Raw genomic sequence first — 15,976 nt, 5'->3', positions numbered from 1 at the left:
TCTGAGTAATACTTATTAAGGATTGAAATGTAAGGATTTTCTAAGATTACTCCTGATTTTTTAAGGATTTGCTAAAAATTGCTATAATTTAGCTATTATTGGAGTAACTTGTATGACAAATGGCGTAATGATGCAGTTTTTTCACTGGTATAATTCTGCGGATGGAACTTTATGGAAAGAACTAGAAGACAAGGCTCAAGATTTAGCAAATGTTGGTATTACTGCTCTTTGGCTACCTCCTGCTTATAAAGGTAGCGTAGGCGGATTAGATGTTGGTTACGGTGTTTATGATCTTTTTGATTTGGGAGAATTTGACCAAAAAGGTTCAATTAGAACTAAATACGGTACGAAAGAAGAATATATCAAAGCCATTAAAAAAGCTCAATCTGTGGGCATTGAAGTTTATGCGGATGTAGTTTTTAACCATAAATTAGGAGGAGATGAAGCAGAAGAATTTAGTGCAACTCCTTTTAATCCTGACGATCGCCTTCAAGCGATGGGAGAACAAAAAAAGATTAAAGCATGGACACATTTTACTTTTCCCCAACGTAAAGGGCAATATTCTAGTTTGGAGTGGCATTGGTGGCATTTCGATGCGGTGGATTATAATGCTTATGATGAAAATGAAAATGCGATTTATTTATTTGAAGGTAAATCTTTTGATCCTGCTGTAGATTCAGAAAAGGGCAATTTTGATTATCTCATGGGTTGTGACCTTGATTTAAGAAACTCTGAAGTACAACAAGAATTAAAATATTGGGCTCAGTGGTATTTAGACACCACAGGAGTTGATGGTTTTCGCTTTGACGCAGTGAAACACGTTCGAGCTGGTTTTTTTGCTGAATGGTTAAAACACGCTCGTTATCATGCAGGGCGAGATCTATTTGCTGTGGGAGAATATTGGTCTTATGAAGTTGATGCTTTACATTATTTTATTGAAGCTACAGGAGGTCATGTAGCTTTATTTGATGCTCCTTTACACTATAATTTCTCCGTTGCTAGTAAACAAGGTAATAACTATGATTTGCGACAAATATTCGATAATACTTTAGTAAAAGAGCAACCTAGTTTAGCCGTTACTTTAGTTGATAATCATGACTCTCAGCCATTACAAGCCTTAGAATCTATCGTTGAAAGTTGGTTTAAACCTCTAGCTTATGCTTTAATTTTATTGAGAACTGACGGTTATCCTTGCATTTTTTATGCCGATTATTACGGTGCTAATTATAAAGATGTAGGGGATAATGGTGAAGAATATGAAATTTGGTTAGATAGTCATCAATGGTTACTGGATAAATTTTTGTTTGTACGTCAAACTTACGGCTATGGCCATCAATATGATTATTTTGATCATCCAAATACTATTGGTTGGACAAGGTTAGGGGATGAAGAACATCCAGAGGGTATGGCTGTTATTTTAAGTAATAGTGAAGAAGGTACTAAATTTATGGAAATTGGACAAGCCAACTGTAAATATATTGACATTACTGAACATATCAAAGAACCTGTCATTACCGATGACAATGGTTGGGGTAATTTTTCTTGTCAAGGCGGTTCTGTTTCTGTATGGATAGCAGATATAACACCTAATTCCTCACACCAAAAATAGGTATAGAAACCACAAAACGATATACTGATTCTGCTGAACCTAGTAAAGATATATTACCTTTTTGCAGATTAGCTAAATAAGCACTAAATAATAAACTAATTAAATCATAATCATAATTATTTTGCTCGGCAATATCTAAACTAGAAGTTTCTAAGGCTTTAACTACATTAGTTACTTCTTTGTTTAATTTTAAGGCTTCTTGATAGGAGTTGATTTTCTCAAAAGAAATACCGTCTCCTAACCAAGGATGACTAACCCAACAGTTAATTTTTAACATTTGCGATCGCGCAGCACCGTTTAACGATCGCCCAGATATATGTACTTGTATTTCACCTCCTGCCCTTGAACCTTCAATGATGGTAATAAGGAGATAATATAAAGTTTTCTTGACTTTTTCTCGATCTAAATTCCAAACTTTTTCACCCGGTTCGATAGATAATCTTAAAGTATGTTCTTTACTACTCGCAACGGTTTCTAAACTTTTAAGAACTTGTTTACCTAAATCTTCTAAATCAACGGGAGTAAATTTGAGATGAACTTCAGTTTTCAGGTGAAATAATTTAGTAATTTCATCTACCAAAGTAATCATTTCCTGTCCGCTATTATGAATAATTTGTAAATATTCGAGTTGTTTCGGATTAAGTTTCCCATAGATTTCTTGCTTTAATACACTAGACATTCCGATGACAGAAGTTAAAGGAATTGATAATTTTTGTGCCAACTTATTTAATAATTGAAAACTTAATTGTCTGATGTATTCTTCTGAATCTAATAAACTATTTTTTTGAGGATTTATTCTTTGATTATGAGAAATATTATCCTGATGATTTTTAATAATATTTTGGTTATTTTTTTGAACAGTATTGACAGTATTTTTCCTGATTAATTCATTGCGTTCATATTCTGCCATACACCAACGAGCAGTAATCATCAGAAAATTAATTTCTGCTATGGAAAATTGCCTAAGTTTAGTATCAATTACTTCTAAACATCCGATACATAAACCATTAGAAATAAATAAAGGAACACCTAAATAGGAAACAACGCCATAATGTTGACTAAGAATACTTTTAGAAAAAAAAGGATCGATTAAAGTATTTTCAATAATTAAATAATTACCACTATCAATTATATTAATGGCAAAACTATTTTCCCCAGGAATTTTTTTTGTTTTTGCTAATTCATTCATTAACCCTAAATTGGATAAACCAGAAGCAGATTTAATCTGATATTCTTCCTTTATTAATATTCCTAAACAACACACAGGAATACCTAAACAATTAGTTACTGTTTGAGTCGCTTCATCAAAAATAGGAATGACTTTGTCTGTGATTAAATCGAGATTTTGAATTGCTAATTGTCGGTTGTTTTTCTTTAATTCAACGGACTGGTTATTCCAAATGCAAAATAAAGGTTTTGTCATCCTATCAATGGGGTTAAAAACAATGAACAATGAAGAATTAACACGATCATCTTATCACTATTTCTCATTTCCCTGATTATTTCTTTCCTTTATGATGTTGTCTTAACGTACTTATTGTTAAAGAGTTTTTCGGTTTCGGTTTCGGTTTCGGGTGTCAGGTTTAATCCCTTTACTCCTTGCCCTTTGCTTCTTTATGCACTCTTTGTAATTGTAAAGAAATATTACTAACTTTGTTAAGGACTGTTGCAAAACCGAAAAAAAATAATAATCAATGTCGGTTTTAGCTTAAATTTTTGTGTAGATGCAATTTATAATCAATAACTAGATTAAAAGATTTTTTAGGAGAAACAACGGTGACAATTCGTGTAGCAGTAGTAGGTGGAGGTCCAGCTGGTTCTTCTGCAGCAGAAGTTTTAGCAAAAGCGGGAATTGAAACTTATATTTTTGAGAGAAAATTAGATAACGCTAAACCTTGCGGGGGTGCGATTCCTCTTTGTATGGTGAATGAATTTGATTTACCTCCCGAAATTATTGATCGTCAGGTGCGTAAAATGAAAATGATTTCACCCTCAAATATTGAAGTCAATATCGGACAAACCCTCAAAGACGGTGAATATATTGGTATGTGTCGTCGAGAAGTTTTAGACGGCTTTTTGCGTGAACGTGCCGCTAAATTAGGTGCTAATTTAATTAACGGTACAGTCTATCAATTAGACATTCCTAACACCGATAAAGAGGCTTATACCCTTCACTATGCTGATCATTCTAATGGTACTGCTCAAGGGGAAATGAAAACTTTAAAAGTGGATTTAGTGATTGGTGCTGATGGTGCTAACTCTCGTATTGCTAAAGCTATTGATGCTGGGGATTATAATTATGCCATCGCTTTCCAAGAAAGAATTAAATTGCCTGAAGATAAAATGGCATACTATGAAGACTTGGCAGAGATGTATGTAGGTAATGATGTATCTCCTGATTTTTATGCTTGGGTATTCCCTAAATACGATCACGTTGCCGTGGGTACTGGTACAATGAAAGTCAATAAAGCCATCATTAAAGATTTACAAGCTGGGATACGTCAACGGGCAGCAAAACGCCTTGAAGGTGGCGAAATCATCAAAGTAGAAGCTCATCCCATCCCCGAACATCCTCGCCCTCGTCGTGTAGTTGGTAGAGTTGCGTTAGTAGGTGATGCGGCTGGTACTGTTACTAAGTCTTCAGGAGAAGGTATTTATTTTGCAGCTAAATCGGCGAGAATGTGCGCAGAAGTTATTGTCGAAACCAGTAATAATGGACAAAAAGTCCCCACTGAAGCAGATTTAAAAACCTACCTCAAACGTTGGGATAAACAATACGGTACAACTTATCTAGTATTAGATATTTTACAAAGAGTTTTCTATCGCAGTGATGCTACTAGAGAAGCCTTTGTGGAAATGTGTGCGGATATTGATGTCCAAAAAATCACTTTTGATAGCTACTTATATAAAACAGTTGTACCCGCTAATCCTTTAGTACAAATGAAAATTACCGCTAAAACCATCGGTAGTCTTTTAAGAGGTAACGCTTTAGCGCCATAAAAAAAACAATTAGGAATTAGGAATTAGGAATTAGGAATTAGGAATTAGGAATTAGGAATTAGGAATTAGGAATTAGGAATTAGGAATTAGGAATTAGAAAAGAAACAGGAAATTAATTTGAATTAATAATTAATAAATCTCCTCCTCTTCTTAACTCTTTATCCATTAGACTTCTTGCAGAAGTGGAGTAATGAGTAATAGGTAATGAGTAATGAGTTAAGAAATTAACGTTTTCCATCCTAAAATAGATTTTACTTTTTATTTTGCAAGAGGTCTATTAAAAATTCACTAGGGGAATTGTACCGCTTCCTGTAGTTGGTACATCCCCTTTATTAGTGTTTAATCCTTCAATGGTTGATGGTTTTTGTGTGGCAGAGTTATTCATTAAAGAGTCAATAAATTCATTGCCAGTACTAAATTTACTTTCAGATTTATTATCTCTTTCTAAAACGACATTTAATTTAGGGGTTTGATCTTGCTCTAAGTTTTCATCAACACTTCTCGAATCAATTCCTTGTAAAGAGTCTCCTGTAGTTGATATTTCTTCTTGTAGCTCATTTTGTGCTTTTACTGGAGAAAAATTTGAAAATAGGCTGATGGTGGCTATTAATATAATAATAAGTTGGCGATTATACATAATATTTTCTTTTTACTAACTCTTCTTCTCATAGTAATCAAAAATAAGAGGTTAAACATCGATAATTTAAGAATTGTTAATGGTTATTTCCCTGTCATAATAAAGTAGAAAAGTAATTTTAATATTTGACCATGAGTGATAATAAGATTAAAGAAAAATCAGCTACCGTTACTCAAGAAGATAAAGATAAAATAACTCCCCTGCGTTGTTTTACGGGAGGTTCAATTTCGGGTGGTTTGGCCATCGCCTCTTATTTATTAACAAAATCTGTGGTAATGACTTATTCTACCATGCCCATCAAGTTTAATAACCCAATGGCTATAAGAATTGCGGCAACTGTAAGAACATTGATTATGGGTGTCACCACCATGGCAACTTTTGTTTTTTTGATGGTGACGGTAGGTTTAATGGCTTTAGGAATAAAATTAATTATCGAGAAGATGAAAGGGGAATTAAGCTAAAGACTTCTCCATTTTTGGTTGATGGTTTGATAAAACACTTTGACGAAATGACTCAATAGAAACCAATTTACTTGAATCACAATCCCACAAAATAAATTTAGAACAATCTAACATATCTTTAATACGGATTGTCTTTACTTTCGAGAGAAGATGAATATTTTGATGATGACAGGCTTCAAGATGATAATTGGGGATTTTTTCAGAAAGATGATGAATGTTGTGATAGCCGATGTCGGCGGTAAACCATCTTAAAATAGTCGGTAATTCTAAATAAGTACTTCCTTCTATTGCACCTTTAATGTAATCCCAACCTTCGGTTTTATGGGCGTAAGAGTCTTCAAAAATATGTTGCACAAAAAAGATGTTGATAAAAATTGCGGCGGAAAAAGTCAAAGTAATAGAATAAACCGTAAGGAAAAATCCAGCACCCATAACGTAACTAAGAATAATCCAGATACTAATTACAAAAATATTATTTAAAAGTAAATCCCAAAATTCTTCTTTACTTTGCCAATGTTTGGACTGGTGATGTGAAATAATTTTTGATAATTTTAAAGTAGCATCTTTTTTCAGAGTGGTAATTACATCCATAATGAAATCATAAATACCAATAATTAAAGCAAGTCTTGGCTTAATCGCAAGGTAAAAGAAACCCCCCGGAATAGCCATTAAGGGGTGTCTTAATACTTCATAAAGCCTTTGATTAGGTGGGGTAAGGTTAGCAAATTCTTGGGTAGAAAGAAAGTCAGCTACACCTCGATAGCGTTCCCAATCACCATTTGTTTTATGATGGTAAGCATGATCTCTTGACCATGAATACTGAGGCATTGCATTAATAATTCCTAAGAGAAAACCGAAAATTCGATTAATCTTTTTTGATGTAAATAGTGAATAATGTCCACAGTCGTGCATTAAGGAAAAACAACGGAGGGAAAATAGTACTATTAAAATCATTATGGGGGGGAGTAATCCATAAGAAATAGGTGCAACTTTAAAGGCTAAAAACCACAAAAATATATAAGGAATAACGGTATTTAAGATTTGATAAATAGCCCGTAAGTCGTTACTTTTCATGTAGGGAATTAGAACAAAATCAGACTTTTTTATCGTATTTTTCATTTAATAAAATAAGGTTGTAAATCAATAATTAATTTGTTTCTTGTGGACTACTTAAAACAAGAGTTTGAAAATATCCTGAGTACTTTTCTATTTTATTCTACATTCTTCATTGTTCATTGTGCATTTATCCTTTAACCCCACTACTAGCATCGCTGGGGATAATGTATCGTTGTAGCAATAAGAATAATAATAAAACAGGAGCGACGGAAATAATAGATCCAGCAGCAATAAAACGCCAATTTAAATCTAAAGAACTAGCTAACTCTGCTACTCCTAAAGGTAGTGTATAATATTCTGGACGATCTAACACAATTAAAGGCCAAAGAAAGTCACTCCATGCACCAATAAAGACAAAAATTGCTAGGGTAATAATAGCTGGTTTTACTGCTGGTAACATAATATGCCACCAAATACCAATCTCGCTACAACCATCTATACGAGAGGCTTCTTCTAATTCTTTGGGTACACCTTGAAAGGCTTGTCTTAATAAAAAGATACCAAATGCTGAGGCTAAATTAGGTAAAATTATCCCGAAATAATTGTTTCTTAATCCGAATTGTACGGCGAAAATATATAAGGGTATCATTACTATTTGAAAAGGGATCATAATTGTAGCAATTACTAAGGCAAAAATGAGATCTTTTCCTTTAAAATTTAGTCTAGCTAAAGGATAAGCTGCTAGAGAGCAAAATAATAAATTTAAAATAACTGTTAACACGGCAGTGATACTGCTATTGATTAAATAACGCCCAAAAGGATAATTATTCCAGAGGAGAGTAAAGTTTTCAAAAGTAAATTTTTCGGGAATAAATTGAGGAGGAAAAGAAAAAATATCCTCTGTGGGAGATTTAAAAGAAGTGCTTACTAACCATAGTAATGGAAATAACATTAAAAGGGCAATGATAGTTAATAAACAGTAAATAAAAATAATTTGAGGTAAGGTTTTTTTATTGTGCATATCTTATTTTTTATACTCTGATGTGGTAAGTATAAAACTCAAAGTAGCTTATTTCAATCCCTAATAGCTTTAAATCGCCTCTCACCTCCAAATATGAGGGAGTTTAATTAATTTCTATCCCCATCACTATAACCTCTGAAGCTAATCTCTATGGTATCATTTTTTTATTTTTGATAATTTGACGGCTTTATCTAAAAATCATACCTTTATTCAGCAACGCCATGATTACAAAAAAGGTGGGCATTGCCCACCCCACAATTATACGTCTAACTGTGTTAGATTTAAACCCGGTCCATGTGTTTCGATAAATTCTCGACGTGGTGCAACTCGATCACCCATTAAGACGGTGAAAATATGATCAGCTTGGGCTGCATCTTCAATTTCTACTCGTTTCATCATACGGGTTTCAGGATTCATGGTGGTATCCCAAAGTTGTTGGGGCATCATCTCCCCTAAACCCTTAAATCGTTGAATATTGTAGTTAGCATTGGCAGGAAATTCAGCGATTTTTTGTTGTAACTCTCTTTCACTATAAAGATAGAAATGATTTTTACCTCTTTCCAATTTATAGAGAGGAGGACAAGCAATATAAATGTAGCCTTCTTCTACTAATGCTCTTTGATAACGATAGAAGAATGTTAACAAAAGAGTACGAATGTGTGCACCATCGACATCAGCATCAGTCATTATTACGATATGATGATAACGTAGTTGAGTAGGATCAAATTCATCTCCTCGAATGCCCAATCCCAAGGCGGTAATTAAGGATTGAATTTCGTTATTTTTATAGATTTTCGCATCATCGGTTTTTTCGATGTTCAAAATTTTACCACGCAAAGGCAAGATAGCTTGAAAACGTCGATCACGCCCTTGTTTGGCACTACCTCCTGCACTATCCCCTTCTACAAGAAATATCTCTGATTCAGAAGGATCACGAGAGCTACAATCTGCTAATTTACCAGGTAAAGGAGAGGATTCTAATACGGATTTACGGCGTACTAATTCTCTGGCACGTCTGGCGGCATCGGCGGCTTTAAAGGCTTGAATGGCTTTGTCAATGACGCTATCCGCTACATTCGGATTGCATTGTAAATAATCGTTTAAAACTTCCCCTACTAAGGAGTCAACAATGCCTCTTACTTCAGAGTTACCTAACTTTGTTTTAGTTTGCCCTTCAAATTCAGGATCTGGTACTTTCACAGAGATTACAGCTGTTAAGCCTTCTCTGACGTTTTCGCCCCCTAAATTTGGCTCATTTTCTTTAATTTTATTGCGTTTTCGGGCAATATTATTTAAGGTGCGAGTTAAAACAGCTTTTAAACCATCTAAATGTGTACCACCATCAACAGTACGAATATTGTTAGCAAAGCCTAGAATTGTGTCGCTATAGGAATCAATACACCACTGAAAAGCAACTTCAACTTGTACACCATTTTTCTCCCCTTCCACATAAATAATATCTTGGTGTAAAACTTCTTTTTCCCTTGTCATGTAGGTAACATATTCTCTGATACCTCCTTCATAACAATAGGTTTCGATATGTTCAGGAGTAACACGGCGATCGCTAAAAGTAATTTTAACTCCAGCATTAAGATAAGCTAACTCTCTAAGTCTGCCTGAGAGGGTATTATAATCAAATTCAGTGGTTTCGCTAAAAATCTCCTCATCAGGTAAAAAAGTGATAGAAGTTCCTGTAAAATCTCCAGTATCAGGTTTTGCGATTAATTCGGTAACAGGTACGCCTTTTTCATAGCGTTGAGTAAAAACTTGATTTTGTCGCTTGACGGTAACTTGCACCCATTCAGAAAGAGCATTAACCACAGAAATACCAACCCCGTGTAAACCTCCAGAAACCTTATAACCGCCACCGCCGAATTTTCCTCCAGCATGAAGTACCGTCATAACCGTTTCTAACGCTGACTTTTTCGTGGTAGGGTGAATGTCTGTAGGGATACCTCTACCGTCATCGGTGACAGAAACTGAACCATCTGCATTAATTTCTATTTCTATATGACTACAATAACCAGCTAAAGCCTCATCAATAGAGTTATCAACAACTTCATACACTAAGTGATGTAATCCTCTTGGTCCAGTAGTACCAATATACATACCAGGGCGCTTTCTAACAGGTTCTAACCCCTCTAGTACTTGAATTTGATCTACACCGTAATTCGTGGTTTGGTTTTCTGTACTCATATAAAGTTTTTCTCCGATTCAGGGGATTTTAAAAGATTTTTTGCCCTTGAATGATGTTTTTGTCAAAATTTATGATCTATAACAGTTTAACACGATTTTAACTATGACTCAAGGAATATTTTTAATTCGCAATAAGGTATCGCAAAAGTCGTCTTTGATTCCTTTTGTTAATTATTCTTGACAGTTTTAAAGGTTAGGTTAAGATTAGGTTAAGATAAAAGTAGGTCTAAATATACTATAGTATGGAGGTTAGAAAGCAATGAGCAATGTTATTGTTCAAGACGTTAAACAAAATTTTCTCTATCCCATTCATCCTTATCACGGTAAAGACTATTTTAAAGGTTTAATTCCTAATCGCCAGTTACAGCAGTTTACTTCTCAAGTGAGTTATATTGCAGGTTTACATAATAATGGTAAATTATCGACACAACAAGCCTATCAAAGAATAGAAACATTATGGGAAATATTAGAATCTGCTGATTGATAGTAAAGAAAAAAAGTTAATATCTTTGATCAAATTTAGTACGAATAGCGCCGTATTTTTGCCAATATTCTTTAAGTTGATGAGGAGTGTGTAAACTAGCTTTGGCTTGGTAGAGAATAACTTGACGATGATTCCCCATAGAAACTTTTTTAGGTGATTCTACACAGATTAAACTACCTCCTAAGATAGAGATATATTCTTCAAAACGTTCAATCATAGAATATTCTACGGTTTCTAAAATAAAAAAATGCCCTTGACAAATTAAATGGTGACTTTTAATCCAAATTTGTAATTTTTTGGTAGCTAAAATAGGGGTAATTTTCACCGTTAAGATACGATTACTCATGTTGATAAAAGATGATAATTCTTTGGTTTTACTGTAAATTGACAATAAAAATCAATGTTGAGTTATTTATTTTGAGAATCTAAATTAGGTGGTTTTAAAATTGGTAAAACACACCGAAAAATTGTTAAATTATCTTACATTGAAAAATTTAATTTTGGTGGTTTATTCAACTTAAAACTACTGGAAGTTATTATATTTGTTTTTGTTTAAATTGAATATTTAAGGTAAAATCTAACCTAATCGATAATTATTAATGAAGGTTTAAATTTTTACATAATAATTTTTTTTAACACAAATCTAACTGAGCTTATTAATAGAGATAGTGAGTATTTTTGAGTTAGTTTAAAGATTTTTAAAATCAATGAATAGTCATAAAAATTATGATTTGTTGATCCTTCTTTTTACTAATAACTCAACTATCCCTTTTAGGTTTTTTCTTTAGTTAACAGGGGTTATACTAGCGATACTAGCACCTTGTTTGTGGATGGTTTGATAAAGTTCAGATAATTGGTTATAAGGAATCATATAAACTTTATTAGGACGACGATATTTTGGAAAAGCATTATATACTTTTGCACGATAGCCAGTAACTTCGACTTTATAAATTTTACCATCATCACCAGCACCAACTCCTTGACGAGTAGCCGCCATTAAAGGAGTATCTTGGAATGCCCAACCACTACCAGCCGATCCACCTGAAGGAGGTATGATGGCTAAAGGAGTTTGAGTTAAGATGCTTTTATGAATTACTGGAGAGCTATTAGAGTCGCTACTGGCTGCACCTCGGAGCATGGCAAATAGATGGGTAAATTCTACCATGGTACGGTTATTATCGGTTTTATAACCACGATAGTAAGGTACAATATTATCTCCATAGGCTTCGGTATATTCGTCACTATCAACATAAACGTTAATATCGGCTTCATAACCAAGAGTATCTAAGACATCGCTATGGTATCTCATTTCATCTTGATTTTCGGGAGTACGACCTAATAAGTGTTTAAAATTAAGTTCTGTAAACCGATAACGAGGAGAAGGCTCAAAAAAGCGTTGACGGTATAAGTCGGAATTGGCGATCGCACGGACAAAATCCCGTACAGTTAACTGTCCATTTCTGAAACGAGATTCAGCATTAACAAGTCTTTCGCTTTTCATTACATAAGAATTACCAAGTACTTGACGATAAACAGCATTGATAATCTGTGAAATTCTCTCATCAGAATCATGGGGTTTTCTTTCAAGAATGTCAGCATCCTCAAATAGGCTAATACCTAAATTTGCGCCCTGTTGTAAAGACATTTGTTAGTCTCCTTTTATGAATGTGTTATTTTTGGTTTTAATTTTCTTAACAAAACTTAACAAGATTAACCATGATTAACTAAGATAAAAAAGTTGAATCAAAGATTTTTTAGCTTTTAAGTATTTGTACTTATTAACTTCTCAAAACTTTACTAAATAAGGATTTAAACCGATTATTTAGTAGTAATTGATGAGTTAATTTAAAGTTAATTTTAAATGTAGGGATATTTAACCCTAGTCAGATCTATTTATACAATGAGAAGAGTGCATTTATTATCAAGATTTGTAACAAATTTATTTAAAATTGATTTTTTCTAGTTTGTTTAATAAGTCTTTATGTTTTAACAGAATACTTGAGCAACATTTATTAACTCATAGCATTTTCTATGAAAGATAATAATTCTGATTCCGTGATAATTTTTATGTTTAATTTTTGTGCTTTTTCTAACTTTGAACCAGCATCATCTCCTGCTACTAAATAATTAACTTTCGCACTAATACTAGCGTTTACTTTTCCTCCAGCAGACTCAATTAATTTTTTTGCATCATTACGTTTTAAAGTAGGTAATGTGCCAGTTAATACAAATATTTTATTAGTTAATTTACCAGTATTTTTATTTTCATTGTTAGTAGCTAAGTTAATATTTAAACTTTTTAATTCTTCAATTAATACCATATTTGCTCGTAGTTTAAACCAATCAACAACAGAAGAAGCGATTTCAATGCCGATACCGTAAACCGATAATAAATCTTCTTTTTGTGCGTTAATTAAGTTATCAATATTAGTAAAATTTTCTGCTAGTAATTGAGCATTAACTGCTCCAACATAACGAATACCTAAACCATATAAAACTCGGTGAAAAGGTTGTTTTTTACTATTTTCAATAGTTGTGATTAATTTTTGTGCAGATTTCTCTCCCATTCTTTCTAAATCAGCAATTTCAAACACTTTTAATTTATATATATCCCCGATAGATTTAATCAGTTTAGATTTCATCAATAAAATGACGACTTTTTCTCCTAAACCTTTAATATCCATAGCTTCTTTAGATGCCCAATGAATCAAACTACCTCGTAAAATGGCGGGACATGAAACATTAACGCAGCGAGTAACAGCTTCATTGTCGAAACGTATTAACTCTGAATTACATTCAGGGCAATTACTGGGCATCTGGTAAGGTTTAGTATCAGAAGGGCGTAAATCTTTGATTACTTCCACAACTTCGGGGATAATTTCTCCAGCTTTGCGAATAATTACAGTATCCCCTATCCTAATGTCTAATTCTTGCACATGATCACTATTATGTAAAGTGGCTCTTTGAACAATTGTCCCAGCTAACTGTACAGGTTTCATGATAGCCATAGGAGTTACAGCCCCTGTGCGCCCGACATTGACGGTAATGTTTTTGACTATGGTAGTTACTTCTTCCGCAGGATATTTTACTGCTATAGCCCAACGGGGAAATTTTTGAGTAAAATCTAAGGTATTTTGTAAGGTAAATTGATTAATTTTTACCACTACCCCATCAGTCATATAAGGTAAATTTTTTCTTTCTATTTCCCAATAATCTAAATATTTTTTTACTTGGTTTAAATCTTGACAAGTTTGATAATTAGAGTTGATTAAAAATCCACTTTGTTGTAAAAATAGTAAGGCTTTTTCTTGAGTATTAATATCTTTATTTTCAGGGGATATATAAAGATTATAAGCAAAAAATTGTAACTTTCTTTGACTAACAATATTAGGATTTAGTTGTCTTAAAGTTCCAGATGTAGCGTTACGAGGATTAGCGAATAAACTTTCTTTATTTTTTTCTCTTTCTTGATTAATGCGATTAAATTCTTTTAAAGGTAAAAAAGCCTCTCCTCTTACTTCTAAAATAGAGGGAGGATTATCAATATTTAATTTTAAAGGAATTGAGTGAATGGTGCGTAAATTATTAGTTATATCTTCTCCTGTGATGCCATCTCCTCTAGTTAAACCTCTGGTAAAAATACCATTTTCATAAGTTAATGCAATGGCTGCACCATCTATTTTTAATTCACAGATATAATTATATTTTGGGATATTTTCTATTTGTCTTTGCCAACGATTTTCCCATTGTTTTAACTCCTCAAAATTGAAAGCATTTTCTAAACTATAAAGAGGAATATTATGATTGACAGAATCAAATTTTTTATCAAGTTTATCTCCTACTCTTTGAGTGATACTATCTGATGTAATTAAACTAGGATATTGATTTTCTAAGTTTTGTAATTCTCGATAAAGTTGATCATAAATAGCATCTTCCATAATAGGATTATCTAAAATATAATAAGCATAACTAGCTTCTTGTAATTTAGATTTTAAATGAGTAACTCTTTCTATAATATTATTTGGTATTTTTGACATTTCGTTAAAAAAATAATAACTAAGTAATAATTATTTACTAAATTTAATCCTTATTTTACCCTAAATTTATTTTAATTCCCGTTGAATGTCTATTAAGTAGTCAGTAGTCAGCTATGAAAAGTAGCTAAAATTCTCACAAATAATTTAGGAATCCTATACAATCCCTAAATGCTTAAGTTTTTATTCAAAAATTCTGATAATTATTGTTGGTTAAGTAGTATTAAAATATAGAATATTTACCGATAATTAATATTTTTATATGATGTTATTTTTCACCATTAAAATATAATTATTGTTATAGATAAACTTATTTTATTTTATTTTATTTTATTTAAAGAAATATTTAACTCTGATTGATTACTATTAGGATTAGGTGATGAATTAGTTAAGGCAATTGCTTTTACAGAATCAGAAAAGGCTTTTATTTCAGGAGTTAAAGAATTAGATAAATTAGGATTAACTGTTTGTGTCAAAGTTGTCGCTTTTTCAATATCACAATAAACGTAACCATTATTATTTTTAGGCAAAGATTCCGTTGTAAGTTTAAAGGTATCGTTATTAACTAAAGCATTAGAAGAATTAGTATTTTTGATAGTTTGAAAGTCACCCAAAAAAGTCATTAAAAAGTTATTATTATCTAACCATCCATAGGTAACAAGATTTTGTTGTAAAGTATTCCATTGAGTGATATTAATACCTTCTATATTATTTTGTTTTACTTGAAGAAAAGGTAAAAATTTAAAGGTATTTTCTAGGGTAGTAAAGGTTTTTTCTCCTTGAATTTTATTACTACTTTCTAACAATAATAAACCTTGTAGAGAATTATTATTAGGAGGAAGTAAGGCTAAAGCAAATTCTCCATCAAGCCAACTAAAAACATCGGTATCTAAATCTAATTTTAATGATTCCATAGTGGCTATTTTTGCTTGATTAATTAATTCATTCAACTCAGGAATATTTTGTTTTTCTTCATTTAACTCTTGCCATAATTGATTAATTCCACCACCACTTATCATACAAATAGCGTTATCTGGTATTCTTTCTAATAATTTTGTCGAGACTGGTTTTCTATTTTTATAAAAATTAAAAGGTTGAGAATAATTAACTAAACTACTAATTTTTATTCCATGATTTTCGACACTTAAATTCATCGCAATAGATGTAATTTTTTCTAATTCTTTTTGGGTTTGTTGATTAATTTCAACTTCATTGAATAGATTTAAAAACTCTTTACCATAATTAGGTAAATAAACTTGAATAAGGGCATCATTAACAGTAAAATCTTGGGATGATATATTAGCTAAAGATTCTCCTCCTTTATAAGTATCAATTACTTTTTTGGCGTTGCTGAATTAAGGTATGATTTTTAGATAAAGGGGTCAAATTATCAAAAATAAAAAAATGATACAATGTCCAGAGTGCGGGTCTAAACATATTCACAAAAATGGAATTAAAAAAGGAAAGCAAAATCATCT

13 protein-coding genes are annotated in these 15,976 nt (G+C 32.3%); 4 read left to right on the top strand and 9 right to left on the bottom strand.

Features of this window, described 5'->3' with window-relative positions:
* Positions 1-112 precede the first annotated feature (112 nt).
* A complete protein-coding gene (locus ACEW8E_RS00850) occupies positions 113-1,609 on the top strand; it encodes an alpha-amylase (protein ID WP_373478448.1) in 1,497 nt (498 codons plus the stop codon).
* Here ACEW8E_RS00850 and ACEW8E_RS00845 read toward each other — a convergent pair.
* Positions 1,587-3,032: a GAF domain-containing protein gene (locus ACEW8E_RS00845; RefSeq protein ID WP_373478447.1), complete on the bottom strand. Its 1,446-nt coding sequence runs from the start codon at positions 3,030-3,032 to the stop codon at positions 1,587-1,589. The genes ACEW8E_RS00850 and ACEW8E_RS00845 overlap by 23 nt on opposite strands.
* 353 nt (positions 3,033-3,385) lie before the next feature.
* Here ACEW8E_RS00845 and chlP point away from each other — a divergent pair, with 353 nt between their 5' ends.
* A complete protein-coding gene (chlP, locus tag ACEW8E_RS00840; RefSeq protein WP_373478446.1) occupies positions 3,386-4,609 on the top strand; it encodes a geranylgeranyl reductase in 1,224 nt (407 codons plus the stop codon).
* A gap of 277 nt (positions 4,610-4,886) precedes the next feature.
* On the opposite strand, the gene ACEW8E_RS00835 is transcribed toward chlP, so the two are convergent.
* The gene (locus ACEW8E_RS00835) at positions 4,887-5,246 is read right to left on the bottom strand and encodes a hypothetical protein (protein WP_373478445.1); all 360 of its coding nucleotides are present in this window, start codon (positions 5,244-5,246) and stop codon (positions 4,887-4,889) included.
* 131 nt (positions 5,247-5,377) lie between these two features.
* On the opposite strand from ACEW8E_RS00835, the gene ACEW8E_RS00830 reads away from it, so the two are divergent.
* Positions 5,378-5,707, top strand: coding sequence for a DUF3082 domain-containing protein (locus tag ACEW8E_RS00830; RefSeq protein WP_373478444.1), 330 nt, complete (start codon positions 5,378-5,380; stop codon positions 5,705-5,707).
* Here ACEW8E_RS00830 and ACEW8E_RS00825 read toward each other — a convergent pair.
* The 3 genes from ACEW8E_RS00825 to gyrB all read right to left on the bottom strand — a co-directional run bounded on the left by ACEW8E_RS00825 (position 5,699) and on the right by gyrB (position 9,980).
* Positions 5,699-6,826 (bottom strand): fatty acid desaturase, encoded by a 1,128-nt coding sequence (locus ACEW8E_RS00825; RefSeq protein ID WP_373478443.1) that lies wholly within the window; start codon positions 6,824-6,826, stop codon positions 5,699-5,701. The two genes, ACEW8E_RS00830 and ACEW8E_RS00825, sit on opposite strands and share 9 nt — an antisense overlap.
* Before the next feature lie 124 nt (positions 6,827-6,950).
* Positions 6,951-7,784 carry a carbohydrate ABC transporter permease gene (locus ACEW8E_RS00820; protein WP_373478442.1) on the bottom strand — a complete coding sequence of 278 codons (834 nt, stop codon included), beginning with the start codon at positions 7,782-7,784 and terminating at the stop codon, positions 6,951-6,953.
* A gap of 258 nt (positions 7,785-8,042) precedes the next feature.
* On the bottom strand, positions 8,043-9,980 hold the full coding sequence (gene gyrB / locus ACEW8E_RS00815) for a DNA topoisomerase (ATP-hydrolyzing) subunit B (RefSeq protein ID WP_373478441.1): 1,938 nt from the start codon (positions 9,978-9,980) through the stop codon (positions 8,043-8,045).
* A 259-nt stretch (positions 9,981-10,239) separates the two neighbouring features.
* Here gyrB and ACEW8E_RS00810 point away from each other — a divergent pair, with 259 nt between their 5' ends.
* Positions 10,240-10,464, top strand: coding sequence for a hypothetical protein (locus ACEW8E_RS00810; protein ID WP_373478440.1), 225 nt, complete (start codon positions 10,240-10,242; stop codon positions 10,462-10,464).
* 16 nt (positions 10,465-10,480) lie between these two features.
* Here ACEW8E_RS00810 and ACEW8E_RS00805 read toward each other — a convergent pair whose 3' ends face one another.
* The 4 genes from ACEW8E_RS00805 to ACEW8E_RS00790 all read right to left on the bottom strand — a co-directional run bounded on the left by ACEW8E_RS00805 (position 10,481) and on the right by ACEW8E_RS00790 (position 15,832).
* The gene (locus ACEW8E_RS00805) at positions 10,481-10,810 is read right to left on the bottom strand and encodes a CpeR family transcriptional regulator (RefSeq protein ID WP_373478439.1); all 330 of its coding nucleotides are present in this window, start codon (positions 10,808-10,810) and stop codon (positions 10,481-10,483) included.
* 438 nt (positions 10,811-11,248) lie between these two features.
* On the bottom strand, positions 11,249-12,109 hold the full coding sequence (locus tag ACEW8E_RS00800; RefSeq protein ID WP_373478438.1) for a phycobilisome rod-core linker polypeptide: 861 nt from the start codon (positions 12,107-12,109) through the stop codon (positions 11,249-11,251).
* A 367-nt stretch (positions 12,110-12,476) separates the two neighbouring features.
* Positions 12,477-14,501: an NAD-dependent DNA ligase LigA gene (gene ligA, locus ACEW8E_RS00795; RefSeq protein WP_373478437.1), complete on the bottom strand. Its 2,025-nt coding sequence runs from the start codon at positions 14,499-14,501 to the stop codon at positions 12,477-12,479.
* A 317-nt stretch (positions 14,502-14,818) separates the two neighbouring features.
* Positions 14,819-15,832: a DUF3352 domain-containing protein gene (locus ACEW8E_RS00790; RefSeq protein WP_373478470.1), complete on the bottom strand. Its 1,014-nt coding sequence runs from the start codon at positions 15,830-15,832 to the stop codon at positions 14,819-14,821.
* Positions 15,833-15,976 lie beyond the last annotated feature (144 nt).

The organism is Geminocystis sp. (assembly GCF_041753295.1).
Lineage (GTDB): Bacteria > Cyanobacteriota > Cyanobacteriia > Cyanobacteriales > Cyanobacteriaceae > Geminocystis.
This window is presented reverse-complemented; position numbering and strand designations above follow the sequence as displayed.

Coding starts and splice junctions, on each gene's coding strand:
- ACEW8E_RS00850 (WP_373478448.1), top strand. CDS start 113: ATGACAAATGGCGTAATGATGCAGTTTTTTCACTGGTATAATTCTGCG.
- ACEW8E_RS00845 (WP_373478447.1), bottom strand. CDS start 3,032: ATGACAAAACCTTTATTTTGCATTTGGAATAACCAGTCCGTTGAATTA.
- ACEW8E_RS00835 (WP_373478445.1), bottom strand. CDS start 5,246: ATGTATAATCGCCAACTTATTATTATATTAATAGCCACCATCAGCCTA.
- ACEW8E_RS00830 (WP_373478444.1), top strand. CDS start 5,378: ATGAGTGATAATAAGATTAAAGAAAAATCAGCTACCGTTACTCAAGAA.
- ACEW8E_RS00825 (WP_373478443.1), bottom strand. CDS start 6,826: ATGAAAAATACGATAAAAAAGTCTGATTTTGTTCTAATTCCCTACATG.
- ACEW8E_RS00820 (WP_373478442.1), bottom strand. CDS start 7,784: ATGCACAATAAAAAAACCTTACCTCAAATTATTTTTATTTACTGTTTA.
- gyrB (WP_373478441.1), bottom strand. CDS start 9,980: ATGAGTACAGAAAACCAAACCACGAATTACGGTGTAGATCAAATTCAA.
- ACEW8E_RS00810 (WP_373478440.1), top strand. CDS start 10,240: ATGAGCAATGTTATTGTTCAAGACGTTAAACAAAATTTTCTCTATCCC.
- ACEW8E_RS00805 (WP_373478439.1), bottom strand. CDS start 10,810: ATGAGTAATCGTATCTTAACGGTGAAAATTACCCCTATTTTAGCTACC.
- ACEW8E_RS00800 (WP_373478438.1), bottom strand. CDS start 12,109: ATGTCTTTACAACAGGGCGCAAATTTAGGTATTAGCCTATTTGAGGAT.
- ligA (WP_373478437.1), bottom strand. CDS start 14,501: ATGTCAAAAATACCAAATAATATTATAGAAAGAGTTACTCATTTAAAA.